This window comes from Sulfuricurvum sp. (assembly GCF_041651515.1).
GTDB lineage: Bacteria > Campylobacterota > Campylobacteria > Campylobacterales > Sulfurimonadaceae > Sulfuricurvum.
The window spans coordinates 236,667-255,438 of sequence record NZ_JBAZJF010000004.1 but is presented as its reverse complement, the minus strand read 5'-3'; the positions used below and the strand labels follow the sequence as shown (position 1 = coordinate 255,438).

The window sequence follows — 18,772 nt, the reverse complement described above, 5'->3', positions numbered from 1 at the left end:
GGTCAGGGCTTTGCGATATCGATGAGCGAGAGTGCGATACGGGCTCCGTCGGTGATAGCGCGTGCCGAGAGGGTAGCACCGCTGACGGTCGGGATATCCTGATTAAGACGGAGGGTATTGGCGGCACTTTTGTTGTCAAATCCGTCCAGCCATGTTTTGGTGGGGAGGTATTCCATCGGTTCATTAAAGGCTACAATCTCGATGGATTTGATTTTATTATCGGTTCCGATGAGGTAAAGGGAAATGGCGGTTTTGGTACGTACCTTTTTGTTGAGCAATACCCCATACCCTACGATTTTAGCATCATTTTTGGCAATATAGAGCCGATAAAGTTTTGTCTCTATTTTTTGCATCGAGGCTTTGGAAAGCTGCTGAGTCTGTTCTTCGCTCAGAATGATATTTTGCGATTCAACCGATTTCGCACTGAACACGCGCTGGGTCAGTGCGATCGGATCGCCCAATACCTGGGCGAAACTAACGGTAAAAGAGAGGAATAAAAGTAATAGTGTTTTCATTAAAAGATAAATCCTAATCCAAACGAATAGATTCCCTCGGCCGCATAGGTATCAATACTGTTGCGATTATTACGCAATTTATATTCCCCTTTCAAGACAACTTGCTCATGCGGAAAATAGTTGAAACCGTAGGTGAAGCTTTCCGTTGTTCCAAAGGATGTTCCATCATTCATGCGAGAAGCAAGATTATAGTTTTCATATTGGAAAAAGAGTGGAAGGCGATTCGCCGTTTGTGCGAAAAATGGTAAGATATTATACTCTAAGTTCACATAACCGCCGTGACCTTTTTCGGGCATAGGGATTGCACTGAAATCAAATCCGGCAATAGCGTTGCCCTGATAGGAATCGGCATGCGTTAATTGTGTCTGGGTGTAAAGCCCTTTGATCTTGAACCCTTCCGTTTGATACTGGGCATGGAGGTCTGCCATGAACAGAGATCCCTCTTGTGCACCTGTTTTATTGGCAGGACCTGCTTTACCGGTATAGACGCTAGCCCCTACGAGTAAACCGTTGATTCCTATGTAATCTAATCGCGCTACTCCTCCGATATTGGAGGTTGCGCTATTGGTTTCGGTACCACCGCGTAGGCCATCTCGGATCCAGTTAACCCCTCTTTGGGATACGGCACCGTCATGGGTTGCCAGTCCCATGTCAAGTCCTATGACGGTGCCGGCAGCGTATTGAAAATTGTTTAGCGAGCCGTATGCGGTAAGACCATTTTCATGCCAAGTGGATGGGATGAGATAGGTTTCCACATCCGGGCGTCTGACGGTATTAAACATCACCGGTTCATGATTAAGATTGATAAGCCCCATTGGAACGACTTGTTGACCCAAACGGACATTAAATTTCGGATCTAGGAGGAAATCGATATAAAGCTGTTCAAGCGAAATCTCTGCACCGCCGTGTTCAAATTCGATTTCGGAGTTGAGGATAATAGTATCGCTGAACTTATATCCGATGTAGGGGACAAAACGATACGCTTCAGAGGTATTTCCTCCCCGTACCCCGTTGGCATCAACCTGTGTATCGCCTTTGTTGAGCTGACTAGAATAGAAAAGCTCGCCGTATCCCCCAATGGAGAGAGGATTTTTCGAATAGTACACTTTGGATGCTGCAATTCCTAATCCGGCCTCTGTTTTTGTAGTATCGACCGTTGAGAAAGAGGTTGCATTTTGGACATTGATGAGTTCATCGGTCAACGTTTGCGTTTGTTCGGTTTGCGTTTTAGTATTCGCCTCTAATGTTGCAAGGCGTTCACTTAGAGCTTTAAGTTGAGCCTTGAGATCACTCATTTCATCGGCACTCAAGGTTGTTGCTATCGCCATCGCCGTAACGGTACTAAATAGAAGAGATTTCATCCGTTATCCTTTTTGATTATGATTATTAATAACGAAAGTATAGAGCACAAACCTGAATCTAAAGTTAATATTGAAAATAACTATCATTTACTTAAAAGAGTTTTTGTCATGGTAAACTTTCCATATGAAAACATTTATTCTTTTTTTGGTGTTGGGAACACTGCTTGGTGCACATGAGCGGACACAGGTGCATATGGGGACATTAATCAGTGTCCGTGTGGACGATGAGAATTTGAGTGATAAGGTATTTGATCTGTTTCGTGATTTGGATCAACGCCTTTCGACCTATAAGAGTGATTCGGAAATTTCACGGTTAAATCGTAACGAGGATATAAATGTATCTGCTCTTATCCGTGAGGTATTAGCGCGTTCTGTTGAAATGAATCGACTTACGCACGGTGCCTTTGATGTGACGATCGGTTCATTGAGTCACGGTGCGTATCATTTCGGAGCGAAAGAGAGACTTCCGACATCGGCTGAGATTAATCATGCGCTCACTTTTGTGGGGGAAGATCACCTGAAAATTGATCATGATCGTGTTCATGTGACTCCGGGAACGATTATTGATTTAGGGGGGATAGGCAAAGGATTCGCCGTCGATAAGTCCATTGAACTTTTGATGCAACACGGGATTACGAAAGCGGTAATTGCCGCTAGCGGGGATATCGGATGCTTGGGAGAATGTGAGGTCAAAATCACCGATCCGTTTCATCCGAATGCTTTTATTGCTACGGTAACATCATCACTCTCACGGTTTGCGATTAGTACCAGCGGTAATTATGAACGGTATATCCGTAATAAAAAGCACAACCATCTGCTTGATCCTAAAACGGGAAAATCTGAACAGAGGTTTGCATCCGTGACGTTAATGGGGGAGGGGGATAATACGGCTTTGGATGCTTTGAGTACCGCAGTGGCTGTGATGGATGAAAAAGAGGGGATGGCTTTACTGAAATCGATATCGGGTGTTTATTATTATCTTGTTCATAATGACGGTAGAGTGGTACAAAGTAAAAATCTGAAAAACTGGATGGGGGTTTGTTTCAGTAGAGGGCACTGATATGGTCGATGTCGTTCCAGCTGAGATCTTTTTTAGTCGATGAGGTGAGTATATGGCGCATATAACGGGCAAATACGTCGGTTTCGATATTAACCCGTGTCCCTTTTTTATAGGTGCCAAAGAGGGTTTCTCGCATAGTAATAGGGATGATGGTGAGGCGAAAAGCATCTACCATAACCTCGTTAACCGTCAGGCTGATCCCATCGATAGTGATGGAACCTTTCGGGGGGATGAGGGGGATAAATTCCGCATTGACATCGACGATCACATCATAGCTGTTGCCGTTGTCCGTGACAGAGCGGATGGTTCCGATCGTGTCGATGTGTCCTTGAACGATATGCCCCTCAAACCGATCTCCCATCATCATAGCCGGTTCGATATGGACTGCTCCTGAGAGCTTTTCGGTAGCGATATGCTTGAGCGTTTCGGGGGAGAGTTCGACGGAAAAGCCGTCACTTTCGATACTGACGACTGATAGACAGGTGCCGTTTATGGCAATTGAGTCCCCAAGTTTAGGTTTGTGCGCCGCTTTGAGGGAGAGGCGATTCCCTCCGAAGCTTTTTACACTTGCCATCTCTCGAATCAGTCCTGTAAACATAGTGTTCCTTTGTTAAAATACAATTTTACCCTCTTCTTGGAGCGATCTGATAATACTTTTCGCTTTTTCATGACCGTTGTAGGCTGCTTTACGACACCATTCCAATGCCGTATCATGATCCGCATCACAGCCGAGACCTTGATCGTAGAGCAGTCCTAAATTATATTGGGCTTCAGGGAGGTTCATATTGGCGGCGCGCGAAAAACAGATAAAGGCTCGTGGGTAATCTTGTGGAACGCCATGTCCCTCTTTATAAAGAACGCCTAAATTATTGAAGGCATTCGCATTACCCCGTTTTGCCGCTTCCTCATACCAAAATGCCGCTTCTGAAAAGTTTTGGATACATCCAAGACCCCGTTCCAGACTCAGTCCGGCCTCAAATTGTGCCTGAGGAAATTCGAGTACGGCGGCTTGGATGAGAAGCTCATGCGATTTATACTGATCATGTGCTACGACGACACCGTCTGCATACATAAGAGCAAGATTGAAGATAGCGGTCGGTTCATTCAGTTGCGCTGCTTGCGTATAAAGCTCGAATGCACGTTCGAGATTTTGGGATACTCCGAACCCTTTTTGGAACATATACCCCAGTGAAGAGAGTGCAGTCGGATGGTTCATCTCCGCAAGGGCTGTGAAATGGGTGAGGGCAGCGGGGTAATCTCCCCGATTAAAAGCGTCAAATGCAGTTTGGATCATGGTCGTTTAGTCTCTTTTTGGCGGATTATATCTTAGGGTGCTTTAGCGACGCACTTTCCGATCAAGGCGCTGTTTTTCTTTAAGTTTGGTAATAACATCTTTGAGCCGCTCTTTCTCTTCAAGAAGCTGATCTCGGATCAAATGCTCTTCATCGCCATCAACATTCGGATCATATTCCATCGGTGAAGGGTCATAATTTTTGAGAAGCTCTTCTAATGTTTTTGGTTTTTCGTCATTCATGGCAATCACTCGTCATCAAAAGTTTTGCTTAATTGTAAGCTATTTTTGCTTTCGATATTTATAGGTTTCAACAATGGAAGCTATAATTGCATTAATAATTTACGCAAAAAGAAGTAATAATGAATTATGACGTTATCGTCGTCGGCGGAGGACACGCCGGAATCGAAGCCGCACTTGCTTCAGCTCGGATGGGACACAATACGTTGATGGTCTCAATGTTAGCCGAACAGGTCGGAGCGACAAGCTGCAATCCGGCAGTCGGAGGATTGGCAAAAGGGCACTTAGTACGTGAACTCGATGCTCTTGGCGGAGAGATGGGATTGCTTACCGATGAAGCGGGTATCCAGTTTCGTATTCTCAACATCACTAAAGGTCCTGCTGTTCGGGGAAGCCGTGCGCAGATTGATATGGATCGTTACCGTATTATCGCCCGTAACACGATTTTAACAACGCCCAATATGTCACTGATCCAAGAGACGGTCAATACCCTTATTATTGAAAACAGTACGGTCATCGGTGTACGCACCCATCTTCTGAATGAATATCGTGCAAAGCGGGTTATTTTAACAACCGGGACCTTTCTTAACGGTGTCGTTCATATCGGCGAAATTACCCAAGAATCGGGACGTTTCGGAGAGTTTCCGGCAAAAGGGCTGACTGATTCTCTCCGTGACGCGGGGCTTAATGTCGGACGGCTCAAAACGGGGACCTGTCCCCGCGTAGACAGCTCTTCTATTGATTTTAGCGTGATGGAGATTCAAGGGGGGGATGAACTTCCCAAACCGTTTAGTTTTCGCACCGATCGGGAAGAATTTGCCCGGACAAAAAAACAGCTCCCATGCTATATCGCCTATACGAATGAAGAGACCCATACGTTGATCGAGGGGAATTTTCATCGTGCTCCGTTGTTCACCGGACAGATCGAAGGGGTAGGCCCGCGCTATTGCCCCAGTATCGAAGACAAGATCAACCGCTTCCGCGACAAAGAGCGTCACCACCTCTTTATTGAGCCTCAGACGGCGGAAAATACCGAGTGCTATATTAACGGTATGTCCACCTCTCTTCCGCCGGATGTTCAAAGAGCAATGATCCACTCCGTTCACGGGATGGAGAACGCAAAAATTGTCCGTTACGGTTATGCCATCGAGTACGATTATGTTGATCCAACCGAATTGAAGCATACCCTCGAGACGAAAAAAGTCAAAAACCTTTATTGCGCGGGACAACTTAACGGGACGACAGGATATGAAGAAGCGGCTGCGCAGGGGATGATGGCAGGGATTAATGCCGCATTATCACTTCAAGGCAAAGAACCGCTCATATTACGTCGTGATGAGGCATACATCGGTGTCCTCATCGATGATCTGGTGACCAAGGGGACAAAAGAGCCCTATCGTATGTTCACTTCCCGCGCCGAATATCGGCTTCTTCTTCGTGAAGAGACGGCTGATTTGCGTCTGGGTCGCTATGGACACGCATTGGGCTTAATCAGTGATGAGCAGATGGAGCGGATTGAGATAAAACGGCGTCAAATTGAAGAGGGATTGAAACTTCTTGAAGAGACGATTTACACCCCAAATAAAGAGTTCTTAGCCTTTTTAGCGTCGATAGACGAAGAGCACATCAATGACAAAATAGCGGCTGCTCAACTTGTGTCCCGTAAAAGTTTTACACAAGAAAAATTGATTCAATTATTTCCGAAATTAGGTGAATTGGATGTATACACCCAAGAGCAAATTTTGATTGAAGCTAAATACGCCCGTTATGTTGAAAAGCAAAGCGAAGATATTGAGCGAATGTCGAAAATGCTCCATATCGCAATCCCTGAAAATTTCGATTTTAAATCAGTTTCGGGGTTATCGAACGAGATTGTCGATAAATTGGGAAAATTTAATCCACCAACATTGCAAGCGGCATCGCAAATCAGCGGAATGACCCCTGCGGCATTGGATATTTTACAAATTTACATCAAAATGGCGGGCAAAAAATGAGATTTTTTTATTACGTCCACACCGGACACCGTATCGGTTTGGATCGTTTCCATCGTGCTGTTGCCATTGTCAATGAACTCCAAAAAGAGATTGATATTACTTTGCTATGCTCTGATTTTCGGATTGCGGCAGAAGCCAAAGAATTTGGGATTAAACGAGCCGTCGGAGTGGATTTGGTGCGGAATATTCCCCAAATCGCTCAACACGGGGACAAAATTATTTTTGATTCGGCGGAGATCAATCCCACCCTTTTGGAAGATATGACCCAATTTTTCTCCCCCTTAATCCGTATCAGTGATGATCCCTCCGATGTTAAGCACCCCAATGAGTTTTTAATTTCACCGTATTTGGAGGGTGAGGGTATTTGCAAAGCCATTCCGGTCAATGAACGCTATTACGAGCAGCTTCCGAAAACTATTCCCTTGGCCCTTTTCTTCGGTGATGATGATTATGAGAAAGATTTGGAAGCCAATCAAGCGCTTTTCGCCCCGTATAAAATGGATTTATTGATGGGGTTTTACCATTTTCTCGGATATGAGAACGCGCTCAAAGAGAGTTTTGTGACGATTCATGAGACGGAAGCCTATGATGAGGTGATTCGCCAAAGTGAGATTTTAGTGAGCGCTTCTCCTCAAGCAGTGCTTCAAAACTTAATCGGCGGCGGTAAACCGATTTATTTACAAAGGAGCGATTATCCTAGAGATTTCATTCCGTTATTTGAATCACTGTTTATCCCGATTATTGATGGATTTAGCCCAGAACAGCTTATGCAAGCACTAAAAGAGGCTCCATCACATAGCTATCACATCTTCAAAAAAAGTAACAGTGAAGTAATCGAATTCATAAGAAAAACTTTCGATTTAGTGAAACTTAAACCTTTTTAACTTATGATAGAGGGTTAAATTTCCAAACTAAGTGAGATGACAATGATGGATGAAAGCAGAAGAGGGTTTGTCGGAAAAGCCTTTGGTGCCGTCGCCGCTGTCGGGGGGATAGCCTCCCTACTTGCGATGAAGAAAACATGGGATCCGCTTCCAAGTGTTATGTCTGCCGGTTTTACAACGGTTGACGTATCGGGCTTAGAAGCCAACAAATTAGAAATCGTTGTATGGCGGGGTAAACCGGTGTTTATTCTTAAATACAGCGCAGATATGAAACCAACCGATGGCCGTAGTGTCAAAATTGGTGACAGCTATTTCTCAGTTATGATCGGTCTTTGTACCCATCTTGGCTGTATCCCTGGATATGAAGGGGATAAAAAAATGTTCAAATGTGCTTGTCACGGCGGAGAATATTCTGCTGATGGTAAAAATACATTTGGACCACCACCTCGTCCGCTCGATATCCCTCCGTTCAAACTTGACGGTGTGACTCTTGTATTGGGTGATGAAGGCCCGGAATACAAAAAAATGACGGCGAAAGCGTAAGGGGAGCGAGATGGCAGAATTTAAAAAAGCAGATTCGATGCTCGAGTGGTTCGACCAGCGTTTAGGTGTCATTAACTTTGCAAAAGTGATGATGAGCGAATATTGGATTCCTAAAAATATCAATTTCTTGTGGGCGATGGGTGTATTACTAACCGTTTTGTTTACTTTCTTGGTGGTTTCTGGAATTTTCCTTTTGATGTATTATAAACCGGATGCCAATATGGCATTTGACAGCGTTAACTACACTATTATGCAAGAAGTTGCGTATGGTTGGTTATTCCGTCACATTCATGCGGTTGGTGCTTCGGTTGTATTTTTGATCGTGTACATCCACATGTTTACCGGTATCTATTATGGCTCTTATAAAAAAGGGCGTGAAATGATCTGGATTTCAGGGATGCTTCTGTTTATGCTCTTCTCAGCAGAAGGATTTAGTGGTTACATGCTTCCATGGGGACAAATGTCTTACTGGGCTGCGTACGTAATTACAGAGATTTTCGGCGGTATTCCGTTTATCGGGGACGAGTTGGTGGTTTGGATTCGCGGTAACTTCTACGTTGCGGATGCTACATTGACCCGTTTCTTTATGCTTCACGTATTATTGATCCCTCTCGCGATTATCGGTGCGATTGTATTTCACTTTTATGCACTCCGTTTTCCGCACGTTAATAACGAAGCGGGTGAGTTTTTCGATTTCGAAGAGGAAGCGAAAAAATTCAAAGCAGGTGATAAAAAAGGTTCAAAAGTTATCCCTTTTTGGCCGGTATTCTTGTCAAAAGACTTTTTTGTTTTGGGTGTCTTTTTGGTTTTCTTTTTCTACTTGGTTTTCTTCCATTACGGTTTCGCAATGGACCCGATCAACTTTGATAAAGCAAACGGGCTTAAAACACCTTCACATATCTATCCTGAATGGTATTTTTTGTGGAGTTATGAAGTATTACGCGGTTGGTTCTTTGAAATCGCAGGTATTTCCGGTAAATCATTAGGATTGATGGCATTTGGTTTTGCAAACGTTATTTTCCTTGTATTGCCATGGTTGGATCGTTCACCGATGGTTAAACCGGCAAATCAACGTCCTTACTTTAAATACTGGTTTTGGTTGATGATTGTAGACTTGATGGTTCTTACAGAATTTGGTAAATTACCTCCGACCGGCCCGAATGCGTGGGTAGGATTTGGTGCATCATTAACGTTCCTTATTCTATTTATCGCATTGCCGTTTATCACTAAACTAGAAGCGAAAAAAGTGGAGGGTAAATAATGAAAGAGTTTAAAATCTTAGCCGTTATTATGGCTCTTGTCGGCATTACTTATTACGGTATTGAACCGTATGCACACAGTGTAATGCATCCTGAAGTTACTGCAGCTGATTTCACTTTTAAAGATGTAAAAAACGTCGATACTTCACTTGAGGGTAATACTTCAAACGGTAAAGCGCTTGTTGAAGCAAACTGTATTGCGTGTCACGCAATCGAAAAAGCAGGGCATCCTGCGATTATGCCGAATGCCGATGCTGCAGCTTCGTACGGTGTTGTTCCACCGGATTTGAGTCATGCGGGTCGTATTTACGATAAAAACTTCTTGGCTAACTTTATTTTTGATCCGGTAAGTGCAATGCACTTGCAGCACAAATACACTCCTGAGAGTGGAAAAGCATTCCCAATGCCATCGTACAACTGGATGTCTCCTCAAGATATCATGGACGTTGTAGCCTATCTTCAATCGGTTGCTCCAAAAGTAGCGGATGATAAAGAAGGGCACAAAGCAACGTTTGAAGCGGCATGCGGACGATGTCACAATATGCAATACGCGGGCATTGAAGCGACAACTCCTAGTGATAGCCTTAAAAACTATATGGGGACGACACCACCGGATTTGTCTCAATATATCAAAAGCCGTGGTGAACACTATTTACATAGTTTCGTGAATGATCCTCAAGTATTGCTCAAAGGGACTTCAATGCCACGTGTGGGATTGAACGAAAAAGCGCAAGAAGAGGTTATCGCCTATATGGAAGAGGTCGGTGACTCGAAAAAAGCAGAGCGTGAGAGTCTTGGCCTATGGGTTATTTTGTACTCAGTCGTATTTGCGATTTTCGCCTATTTGTGGAAACGAAAAATTTGGGAGGAGGTACACTAAGGTGTGCCTTTCAGAGGAATAACATATGAAAATGATCAAAATATTAGCTCTCTGTGCACTTGTCGGTAGCGGTGCAATGGCAGACGATACATTGGCTAAGAACATGAGTCAAATGGAAAGTGGCCTTAGCAGCGTACAAAAAGGGTTTTTGTATAATGCCCCTGCGTTGATTAAGAGCGGTGTCAGTGATATTCACAGCGCCAATGCCCTTTTTCACAATGTGGACGAAACCAAAAAGTTTCTTCCTAAAGATAAACAACATATGAGTAATATCGCTTTCAATGCATCAAAACGTATTGACAGCGCGAGTGATGAAATGCTTAAAGCATTGGATAAAAAACAATTCTCTAAAGCGCATCAATCGTATTCAGAAATCGTGAATGCTTGTACGGCATGTCACGCAGTCGTTCGCGGCTGGTAAGTAAATCGTAGTTTAATTCCAAAGGGACGAAAAGCCCCTTTGGCTCCTCATTCGAGGCAGATTCCTCTTCCTAATCCTATCGCTAAATAAAAATCCAAACAACTTTTCGATACACTCGCGCAACGCTCCTAATTATAGGAATTTTTCAAGGATAGTCGTGTTAATAGACAGTTATGGCCGAACGGTCGATTATTTGCGTGTTTCGGTAACGGAGAGGTGTAACTTTCGGTGTCAGTATTGTATGCCCGAAAAACCCTTTTCATGGGTTCCAAAAGAGAATCTGCTCAGTTTCGAAGAGTTGTTTGAGTTTATCAAAGTTGCTATTGATGAAGGGGTAAAAAAGATCCGTATTACGGGCGGAGAACCTTTGTTGCGTGAAGATTTAGACCGTTTTGTCAAAATGATTCACGATTATAAAAACGATATTGATCTGGCTATGACAACGAATGCATTTTTGCTCAAAGGCGCTGCGCAAAAACTTTACGACGCAGGACTGCGCCGAATCAATGTTTCTATCGATTCTTTGAAACCGGAAGTTGCGGAAGCGATAGCGAAAAAAGATGTATTAAAAAATGTTTTAGAAGGGATCGAAGAGGCGCTTAAAGTGGGGCTGAAAATCAAGGTCAATATGGTCCCGATGAAAGGGATGAACGAGGACGAAATTTTAGATGTTCTAGAATATTGCAAAGCGCGTGGTATGGTCATCCGTTTTATTGAGTATATGGAGAACGTGCATGCAGAGGTGGACATTAAGGGGATGAACAGTGATGAACTGTTAAGCGTTATCAGCAAACGCTACGCCTACGAAGACCAAGGCTTTGACGGTCACTCTCCATCACACTATTACAGACTTGACGACGGATATGAATTCGGAATCATCGAACCGCACAAAGACGATTTTTGTACCAAATGCAATCGCATACGTCTTACCGCAGAGGGGAATTTGATTCCGTGTCTTTATTTTGACGAGGCAATGTCGATTCGTGATGCGGTACGTCGAGGTGACATCAAAGAAGCGGCCTTGGTACTTAAAGAGGTGATCCGTACCAAACCAGAGAAGAACCGTTGGTCTGATCCGGACGGCGAACAGTCCAAACGGGCATTTTATGAGACGGGGGGATGAGATGCTCTATTTAGTTGAACATTTTTACTCGATACAGGGGGAGGGGAAACACACGGGTGTCCCCTCCCTCTTTTTCCGTTTTGGAGGATGCAATCTCACCTGTCCCGGATTTGGATGTTCCGAGATAACTCCCGACGGGCGCGAAGTGATCGGATGCGATACCGTTTACGCCGTCGATCGAAAAGGGTTTGGCGAACTGTGGCAAGAGATCGAAGAGCTTCAAACCCTTATCTGGATTATGAACGGTTATCGCCTGCCTCCGCATGTGGATGTCGTTTTGACCGGCGGTGAACCGTTGATCTATGCGAATGAGCCGATTTTTGTCGAATTTATCGATTATTTGATCGGACAGGGACATCGGGTAACCTTTGAGACCAATGCGACAATCGCACCCGATTTCAAACGCTATCCCTTCTATGCAGCGGCTACCTATGCCCTCTCCGTCAAACTCTCTAACAGCGGTGAGCCGCTGAACCGACGGGTAAAGCCTGAGGTGATAGAGGCTATTTTAGCCCACACGCAGGGAAGTTTTTTTAAATTCAGCGTGGATGAACCCTCGTTGGCAAGTGTACTTGAAGAAGAGATCGACGCCATCGTGGCCTCTCATCCTTTTACCCCCGTCTATTGTATGCCGCTCGGTGGGGATAAAGCCCATATCGAAGCAAACTGTGAAGCGGTTATCGAGTTTTGTAAACGGCGCGGATTTATCTACAGCGACCGTCTCCATATCCGTATATGGGATCAAAATCATGGAGTATAATACGTATAACACTTGAGATCACACAATGTGATTTCAAAATACCAAGGTTCATCATGATTATCCGTAAACTTTTTAAATTTGAAAATGCCCATGTCGTTCGCGGGTGCTCAACCCAGCGGTGCCGAGCGTCAATACACGGTCATTCGTACAAAGTTGAAGTATTGTTTGAGTCTCAATATCTTGATAATGGTCAGATGATTTACGATTTCGGATTGATGAAGCGGGGTATGAAAGAGCTCATTGACAGTTTCGATCACGGTGTAGCGATTTGGGACGGGGACGATGCGGAGTATATCGCAAGTATGAAAGAGCACTCTAATCGATGGGTGATTCTTCCGGTCTCTCCATCGTGCGAGCAGTTTAGCCGTGTCCTGTTTCTGATGTTGGATCGTCTTCTTGGATCTACGCAGATGATTAACGGTGAGCAGGGGGTGAAGCTGCATAGTATTATCGTCCATGAGACCGAGACGGGATATGCGCAAGCTTTTGAGGAAGATGCCTATTCGGAATTGATGGGGGTTATCTCGCTGGAATCGATTGTGTTTAGCCACGAAGTGCGCGAAGGGTGGAGCGATTCACGCTTATGGGAAAAAATGCTTTCCGGCGAAGTATTCATGAATCCGGAGACGGTTTAATCCGTCACGAGAGAATGTTGTACTGTTGAACTCATACACCATCGTGTAGGGATTATTTTTACTTCCGAACCCTCCTCAAACCCTTCTACCGAAGCATCCACCATCATAAAAGCATTGGCACGTGAGAGAGGCAAGACCATTCCCGGACCAAAAACGGGGCTTGGGGTAAAAGTAGCTCCATCAAACCAGCCTGGGATCAATGAACGGCGACCTTTTTTCATTTTGAAGGGATTCGCGATACGGGTTGTAATCGTAGAGAGGTATTTATCGCTTCTCCCGCTGAGAGCTAAGATAGCACTTTGCCCGAAAAGTTCAAAACAAAGTGCGGCTGCGAGGGGATTGCCAGGTAAATTGAGTATGAGGGTATTGCCGATACGACCGAATGTTGTCGGTTTGCCGGGTTTAATATCCACCGATTCAAACGAACCTTCAAATCCCAATGAGGTAAATGCGGCTTTTGTGTAGTCAGCATCTCCGACACTGACACCACCGGAGGTAATTACGAGGTCGGCACTTAGGGCATTTCGGATATGGTTTTGAATGGATTCAAGAGTATCTTCAGCGGTACCTGTGAAGATGACATCGCAGCCGAGTTCTGCGGCACGAGAAGCAAAGGTTGGGGTATTAGTATTGTAGAGTTGATTGGCTCCGAGAGATTCGAAATGCATTTTCAGTTCATTTCCTGAGGAGAAAAGGGCGACCTTGGGACGGCGATAGACCCGAATATGGGTAATCCCTTGGGATGCGAGCAGAGCGATATGGTGTGCATAGAGTTGTGTTCCTATATCGAGTAGTTGCATTCCGCTTTGGATGTCTTCGCCCTTGAGGCGGATATGTTGCGAGGGCTTAATCGTATGGGGGAGGGCTACGGAATCATTTTCTACCCTTACCTCTTCAATAGGGACAATGGCTTCACAGCCTTGAGGAATTTTGGCTCCGGTCATTATTCGGATGCATTGATCTTCAACCATACGGATTTCATCGCCGTCTCCGGCAAAAATAACACAGGATTGCTTGAGTGTTTTTCCGGCATCTTCTACACGCACCGCATACCCATCCATAGCCGAATTATCGAATGACGGGAGAGAATGAGAAGCGATAACAACTTCGGCTAAAACCCTATGAACGGCACTTTCGAGGGTGACGATCTCACTCCCAAGCGGAAGGGAAAGGGTATAGATTTCCTTCAATGCACCCTCTACATTTATCGCCATACTCTCTCCTTGGATTTGTCTGCTCTGCTTTATGCAACATTCATTCACAGCATTGCAGGGTTATTTAAAAAATCATTATAGGCAATTTAAGGTAAAATCCCCTTTATGGAAGCTATGTATAAAATGGGATTAGAAATCCACTATTTCGGCGTTATGGTGTTGATGGGAGTTGTGATGTTTAATATCGTCATGCTCGCATTGAGTAAGCAAGTCATTCGTTACTCTAAACGGATGCGGATCGTTATGCCGATTTCGGCATCGTTGATTGCATTGATCCTTTTTACGGGATCGATTATGATGGCGGCAAAACATTTGCACTTTACGTTTGCCAATCTTGCAATGATTGTGGTCGGCATCGTTATGATCATTTTAGAAGCAAAACGGTATAAAACACTCAAACGGCGTACGGATATTACCGATGAGGGGGCTTTTGATCTGTATAAACGTAAAGCCTTTCGCTTTTTAGGGATTGAAGCGGCATTACTTTTGGCACTTAGCGTGTGGATGATGGTATGAAATTCGTCCTGAGTTCAGATGCGGGAACAAGCGAACTGTGTGTATCGGGTGAAGAGTATAAATATCTGATCAAAGTACGTCGTCATACTATCGGTGATCTGATTGCATTTCGTTCACGTCAGAATTTGCGTGAAGAGTATCTGTATCGTTTGGACCGCACCGATGGACGCAACGGGTACTTTATCCTTCAAGGGCATCATGAAGCTCTCTGCGAAGTAACAAATAGACTTCATATAGGGTGGTGTTTGGTAGATCCCAAAACGGTTGAAAAAACCCTTCCGATGCTGAGTGAACTCGGGGTAACCAAGATCACATTCATCCATTGCCACCGTTCTCAGCGTAATTTTCGTCTTGATTTTGAGCGGTTTGAACGGATCATGGAAAGCTCGATTATGCAGTGCGGACGGAGTTCATTGATTGAGCTATCCGAATCTCCTGCTTTGAGTACCTTTTTAAAAGAGAATCCTGAGGCGGTAATTTTGGATTTTGCCGAAGATGTACTGAGTAAGGATGATCGTATGGATACGGTTGTGATTGGTTGCGAGGGGGGATTTGACGATAATGAGCGTAAATTATTTGCTGCCCATCGTGTCCGATCTCTCCCCTCCCCGATGATTTTACGCTCCGAAACGGCAGCCGTAGCCATTGCTGCCATGCATTTGTAAAAAAAGAAAATTTCCGATATAATTCGCCCTTAACAATCCGTCCCCAGGTACGGATGTAAAACTATACCGATTCGACGTACAACGCCGTCGATCACAAGGCTAATAAAATGAAAAAAGATCTTCACCCTAACGTAGTAGAATGCGCTGTAAGTTGCGCTTGCGGTAATTCATTTACCACCACCAGCACAAAAGATACTATCCGTGTTGATATCTGTAATGAGTGTCACCCATTCTATACCGGTTCTGAGCGTCAAGTAGATACTGCAGGTCGTATCGATAAATTCAAAAAACGTTACGCACTTAATTCGTAACTTGAATGCCAAAAGGATTTTCCTTTTGGTTGCACTAGCCGCTTGAGCTACTAAACTTGCTTCTTCGAAGCAGAAGTTTTTTCTTGAATCATAGAGAAAATTATAAGAATAGAGAAAACAATGCTGTCTCTTGTCCCCACACCTATCGGAAATATTGCCGATGTCTCACTCCGCTCCCTTGAAATATTCTCACAAGCTGATGTTTTTCTATGTGAAGATACGCGTGTTACGAAAAAATTGCTCCATTTTCTCAAAGAACGCTATGCTTTAGTCCTCAATGATCCCCAATTTATTAGTTTGCATTCCCATAATGAAGCCGAATTTGTCACCTCTTTAACACCTGATTTCTTTGACCGTAATATTGTTTATGTGAGTGATGCCGGGATGCCGGGAATCAGCGATCCGGGACAAATATTGGTCCGTTATTGTATTGATAATTCGATAGCGTATGATATTCTCCCCGGAGCCAATGCGGTACTGAGCGCTTTTGTCGCCAGCGGATTTGTTCAAACCAAGATGCTTTTTTTCGGCTTTTTACCTCATAAAGGGAATGACCGATCATCGGCTCTTCAAGAAGCACTGTTTAATGGCTATACAACAGTTTTGTATGAATCGCCTAAACGACTGGACAAACTTCTATCCGAGATTGCGATAGCCGCACCGGAGCGGAAGGTGTTTTTGGCCAAAGAGATCACCAAAAAATATCAGCGTTTTCATCACGGTATTGCTTCAGAACTTGCACATCAGATGGAAAACGAGATTCGGGGAGAGTGGGTTGTCGTAATAGAAGCATCGGAGGGGAAATCGGCTTCGTTAAGTGAACAAGATATTTTAGCCCTTGATATTCCGAAAAAAGCGGCATCGAAGTTAATTTCAAAGATTACCGGAGAAAATCCGAAAGAGTGCTATCAGCGACTCTTAAACTCATAAGGATACAATAACAAATGCTTATTTATGGAAAACAACCGGTTTATTATGCACTAGAGCGTCATCGTGATCGTATCAAGACGCTATTCTTAGCCAAAGAGGTCGATAAAAAAGAGTATTCAGCCCTTATGAAAATGGGATTCGAGGTAAAACGAATTCCTGAAAATGCGGCACAATCGATGGTTAAGGGGGGGAATCATCAAGGATACATCGCAGAGATGTCCAACCTTGTCCCTTACGCTTCACCTTTTTTGAAACGTTGCGGATTTGTAGTAGTGCTTAGCTCCATTACGGATATGGGAAATATGGGGTCGTTGGTTCGCAGCGCCTATGCTCTTGGAGTTGAAGCGTTGGTGATATGCGGTATTAAAGAGCCCAATCTTGAAAGTTTGATTCGAACCAGCAGTGGAGCGGCTCTTGATTTACCTCTTGTAGTGGTTCATAATATTCATGATGTGATGCATGAACTGAAACAATCAGGTTTTAGCCTTTATGGTGCAACACTGAAGGGGACGAATGTGCGAGAAGTGAGTTTTGACGCTAAACGTGCATTGATTCTAGGAAGTGAAGGGGAAGGATTGAGTGGCCGCGTTGAAAAAGGGCTTGACTATGGTGTATCGATAGAGATGGCACATGATTTTGACTCGCTCAATGTGGGCGTAGCCGGAGCAATATTGATGGAGAGGATGCGATGAAAGGGTGCCAAACGTTCGAGGAATTACAATCATTAGGAGCTGAAATAATTCATGAGAGAACTCATATCTCGCGTGATAAAATTGAGCTGGTACTGACTAAATCGTATGGAGAGATCAATAAAATTCAATTTATGGGATTCTTATCCATTCTCGAACGTGAATATGGTCTCGATCTGAGTACTATAAGGGAAGAGTACCTTGCGTATCAAGAGGAACACAAAAGTACCCTTCCTCCTAAACAATCGGTTATTTTGCAGTCCCATACTAATTCAAAGCAAAAATGGATACTTGTCGGTTTTGTTTTGATTGCGGCACTGGTGGTCGGCGGATATTTTGCACAGTCTAATATGGCTAATGTCCCAAAAGAAGAGGTGATGCAGCTTAATAGTGCAACGGTAGAGGTCGTTGATGATAGAAAAGAGCTCAACACTACGGAAGCCGTTGAGATGAATACAACGGTTGAAGCCAATACGACCCAACCGGTGATAGAGCAAAATAGTACTGTGCCGGAAAAACAACAAAGTATTCGTGCAGTAAATGGGCTTGAGATTCGTCCGGTGTACAAAGTTTGGGTCGGTATGATTGACATGGGAACGCATGCAAAAACGCAAACCATCACCAAAGATCCCATTAAAATTGACACCTCTAAAAATTGGCTTATCGGATTGGGGCACGGACGGATTGAAATCGTTTCGTCCAGCGGAAATGAAACGCTTCGAGAGCATGGTGCGGTATGGTTTGTGTATGAAAACGGCACGCTCAAACGGCTTACAAAAGCAGAGTTTGCAGAGCGTAATGGCGGTAATAACTGGTAATAATGTTTAAGCATACACTTGGAATTTTCTTATTAACGCCTCTTGTTTTGCTGGCGGTCCAGTTTAAAGTGCACATTGATCTCACTGGTGATCCTTTAGTCGGGATTGCAACCTTCTCTCATACCTTAAATACCCTTGGATACAAGTACCAAATAGAGACTTTTTCAACCCAAAACTCTCTCATTGCAATGGATGGAACGGTGATTGGTGCAAAGCCCTTTAGCGCTTCTGTTCTTACGGAGAATATCCAAGATGAGGGGATAAAACTACTTTACGCCCGCATGAATCATGGTACGATGGAATTAGGTATCGATGTTACGTCAGCTGTATGGAATATCCAAGCACTTGGAATAGATGAGGGGGCACAAATGTCACGCTCAATTCTCCCCTATTGGTTTCGGGTCGAATCTGCTCAAGAGATACATATCGATCCCCCTTACGGAGGGAAATGGTATCCGGATGTCAGTGTGCTGGATGCCTCCATGCATGTCCTCTCAACATACCGTTCAGATAAAAGCGTGGATGAACTGAAATTTTCTCTGCCCGACGGAAGTTATTATCTAAAAGTTTCCAATACCAATGGGATGAAACTACTTAGAGAGGGAATGTGGGTTGAATCGATCAGTTTGGGGCGTTGAGTTATATAAAAACTAAGTCTCTTAT

General features: G+C 44.1%; 23 protein-coding genes. 17 read left to right on the top strand and 6 right to left on the bottom strand.

Annotation, left to right across the window (positions count from 1 at the left end):
- Positions 1 to 2 precede the first annotated feature (2 nt).
- Positions 3 to 515: an FMN-binding protein gene (locus WC407_RS09255; protein WP_373022339.1), complete on the bottom strand. Its 513-nt coding sequence runs from the start codon at positions 513 to 515 to the stop codon at positions 3 to 5.
- A complete protein-coding gene (locus tag WC407_RS09250) occupies positions 515 to 1,876 on the bottom strand; it encodes a porin (RefSeq protein WP_373022338.1) in 1,362 nt (453 codons plus the stop codon). The genes WC407_RS09255 and WC407_RS09250 overlap by 1 nt, the downstream gene beginning before the upstream one ends.
- 124 nt (positions 1,877 to 2,000) lie before the next feature.
- Between WC407_RS09250 and WC407_RS09245 the strand changes: the two genes are divergently transcribed.
- On the top strand, positions 2,001 to 2,936 hold the full coding sequence (locus WC407_RS09245) for an FAD:protein FMN transferase (RefSeq protein WP_373022337.1): 936 nt from the start codon (positions 2,001 to 2,003) through the stop codon (positions 2,934 to 2,936).
- Here the strand turns inward: WC407_RS09245 and WC407_RS09240 are convergent.
- The 3 genes from WC407_RS09240 to WC407_RS09230 are packed head-to-tail and all read right to left on the bottom strand — an operon-like array spanning position 2,920 to position 4,470.
- A complete protein-coding gene (locus WC407_RS09240) occupies positions 2,920 to 3,534 on the bottom strand; it encodes a riboflavin synthase (RefSeq protein ID WP_373022336.1) in 615 nt (204 codons plus the stop codon). The genes WC407_RS09245 and WC407_RS09240 overlap by 17 nt on opposite strands.
- A gap of 12 nt (positions 3,535 to 3,546) precedes the next feature.
- Positions 3,547 to 4,230 carry a tetratricopeptide repeat protein gene (locus tag WC407_RS09235; RefSeq protein ID WP_373022335.1) on the bottom strand — a complete coding sequence of 228 codons (684 nt, stop codon included), beginning with the start codon at positions 4,228 to 4,230 and terminating at the stop codon, positions 3,547 to 3,549.
- A 42-nt stretch (positions 4,231 to 4,272) separates the two neighbouring features.
- A complete protein-coding gene (locus WC407_RS09230; protein WP_373022334.1) occupies positions 4,273 to 4,470 on the bottom strand; it encodes a hypothetical protein in 198 nt (65 codons plus the stop codon).
- 119 nt (positions 4,471 to 4,589) lie between these two features.
- On the opposite strand from WC407_RS09230, the gene mnmG reads away from it, so the two are divergent.
- The 9 genes from mnmG to WC407_RS09185 all read left to right on the top strand — a co-directional run bounded on the left by mnmG (position 4,590) and on the right by WC407_RS09185 (position 12,966).
- Entirely contained in the window at positions 4,590 to 6,461 is a 1,872-nt protein-coding gene (gene mnmG, locus WC407_RS09225; protein WP_373022333.1) for a tRNA uridine-5-carboxymethylaminomethyl(34) synthesis enzyme MnmG, read from the top strand.
- Positions 6,458 to 7,345, top strand: coding sequence for a hypothetical protein (locus tag WC407_RS09220; protein ID WP_373022332.1), 888 nt, complete (start codon positions 6,458 to 6,460; stop codon positions 7,343 to 7,345). The genes mnmG and WC407_RS09220 overlap by 4 nt, the downstream gene beginning before the upstream one ends.
- A gap of 42 nt (positions 7,346 to 7,387) precedes the next feature.
- Complete coding sequence (petA, locus tag WC407_RS09215; RefSeq protein ID WP_373022535.1) at positions 7,388 to 7,888, top strand: ubiquinol-cytochrome c reductase iron-sulfur subunit; 501 nt, start codon at positions 7,388 to 7,390, stop codon at positions 7,886 to 7,888.
- A 10-nt stretch (positions 7,889 to 7,898) separates the two neighbouring features.
- The gene (locus WC407_RS09210) at positions 7,899 to 9,149 is read left to right on the top strand and encodes a cytochrome bc complex cytochrome b subunit (RefSeq protein ID WP_373022331.1); all 1,251 of its coding nucleotides are present in this window, start codon (positions 7,899 to 7,901) and stop codon (positions 9,147 to 9,149) included.
- On the top strand, positions 9,149 to 10,027 hold the full coding sequence (locus tag WC407_RS09205; RefSeq protein WP_373022330.1) for a c-type cytochrome: 879 nt from the start codon (positions 9,149 to 9,151) through the stop codon (positions 10,025 to 10,027). Before WC407_RS09210 ends, WC407_RS09205 begins: the two co-directional genes overlap by 1 nt.
- A 25-nt stretch (positions 10,028 to 10,052) precedes the next feature.
- Entirely contained in the window at positions 10,053 to 10,448 is a 396-nt protein-coding gene (locus tag WC407_RS09200) for a hypothetical protein (RefSeq protein WP_373022329.1), read from the top strand.
- A 157-nt stretch (positions 10,449 to 10,605) separates the two neighbouring features.
- The gene (moaA, locus tag WC407_RS09195) at positions 10,606 to 11,571 is read left to right on the top strand and encodes a GTP 3',8-cyclase MoaA (protein WP_373022328.1); all 966 of its coding nucleotides are present in this window, start codon (positions 10,606 to 10,608) and stop codon (positions 11,569 to 11,571) included.
- A 1-nt stretch (position 11,572) separates the two neighbouring features.
- Positions 11,573 to 12,331 (top strand): 7-carboxy-7-deazaguanine synthase QueE, encoded by a 759-nt coding sequence (locus tag WC407_RS09190; protein WP_373022327.1) that lies wholly within the window; start codon positions 11,573 to 11,575, stop codon positions 12,329 to 12,331.
- Between the two features lie 53 nt (positions 12,332 to 12,384).
- On the top strand, positions 12,385 to 12,966 hold the full coding sequence (locus tag WC407_RS09185) for a 6-pyruvoyl tetrahydropterin synthase family protein (RefSeq protein WP_373022326.1): 582 nt from the start codon (positions 12,385 to 12,387) through the stop codon (positions 12,964 to 12,966).
- Here the strand turns inward: WC407_RS09185 and glp are convergent.
- The gene (gene glp, locus WC407_RS09180) at positions 12,963 to 14,180 is read right to left on the bottom strand and encodes a gephyrin-like molybdotransferase Glp (RefSeq protein WP_373022325.1); all 1,218 of its coding nucleotides are present in this window, start codon (positions 14,178 to 14,180) and stop codon (positions 12,963 to 12,965) included. The two genes, WC407_RS09185 and glp, sit on opposite strands and share 4 nt — an antisense overlap.
- Positions 14,181 to 14,285: 105 nt before the next feature.
- Between glp and WC407_RS09175 the strand changes: the two genes are divergently transcribed.
- The 7 genes from WC407_RS09175 (at position 14,286) to WC407_RS09145 (ending at position 18,747) form a co-directional block, all read left to right on the top strand.
- The gene (locus tag WC407_RS09175; RefSeq protein ID WP_373022324.1) at positions 14,286 to 14,696 is read left to right on the top strand and encodes a hypothetical protein; all 411 of its coding nucleotides are present in this window, start codon (positions 14,286 to 14,288) and stop codon (positions 14,694 to 14,696) included.
- The gene (locus tag WC407_RS09170) at positions 14,693 to 15,361 is read left to right on the top strand and encodes a 16S rRNA (uracil(1498)-N(3))-methyltransferase (RefSeq protein ID WP_373022323.1); all 669 of its coding nucleotides are present in this window, start codon (positions 14,693 to 14,695) and stop codon (positions 15,359 to 15,361) included. Before WC407_RS09175 ends, WC407_RS09170 begins: the two co-directional genes overlap by 4 nt.
- A gap of 107 nt (positions 15,362 to 15,468) precedes the next feature.
- Entirely contained in the window at positions 15,469 to 15,672 is a 204-nt protein-coding gene (rpmE, locus tag WC407_RS09165; RefSeq protein WP_373022322.1) for a 50S ribosomal protein L31, read from the top strand.
- Between the two features lie 120 nt (positions 15,673 to 15,792).
- The gene (gene rsmI, locus WC407_RS09160) at positions 15,793 to 16,602 is read left to right on the top strand and encodes a 16S rRNA (cytidine(1402)-2'-O)-methyltransferase (protein WP_373022321.1); all 810 of its coding nucleotides are present in this window, start codon (positions 15,793 to 15,795) and stop codon (positions 16,600 to 16,602) included.
- A gap of 14 nt (positions 16,603 to 16,616) precedes the next feature.
- Entirely contained in the window at positions 16,617 to 17,294 is a 678-nt protein-coding gene (locus WC407_RS09155; RefSeq protein ID WP_373022320.1) for a TrmH family RNA methyltransferase, read from the top strand.
- Positions 17,291 to 18,109, top strand: a complete 819-nt coding sequence (locus WC407_RS09150) for a hypothetical protein (RefSeq protein ID WP_373022319.1) — start codon at positions 17,291 to 17,293, stop codon at positions 18,107 to 18,109. The genes WC407_RS09155 and WC407_RS09150 overlap by 4 nt, the downstream gene beginning before the upstream one ends.
- Before the next feature lie 2 nt (positions 18,110 to 18,111).
- Positions 18,112 to 18,747, top strand: coding sequence for a hypothetical protein (locus WC407_RS09145; RefSeq protein ID WP_373022318.1), 636 nt, complete (start codon positions 18,112 to 18,114; stop codon positions 18,745 to 18,747).
- Positions 18,748 to 18,772: the final 25 nt, after the last annotated feature.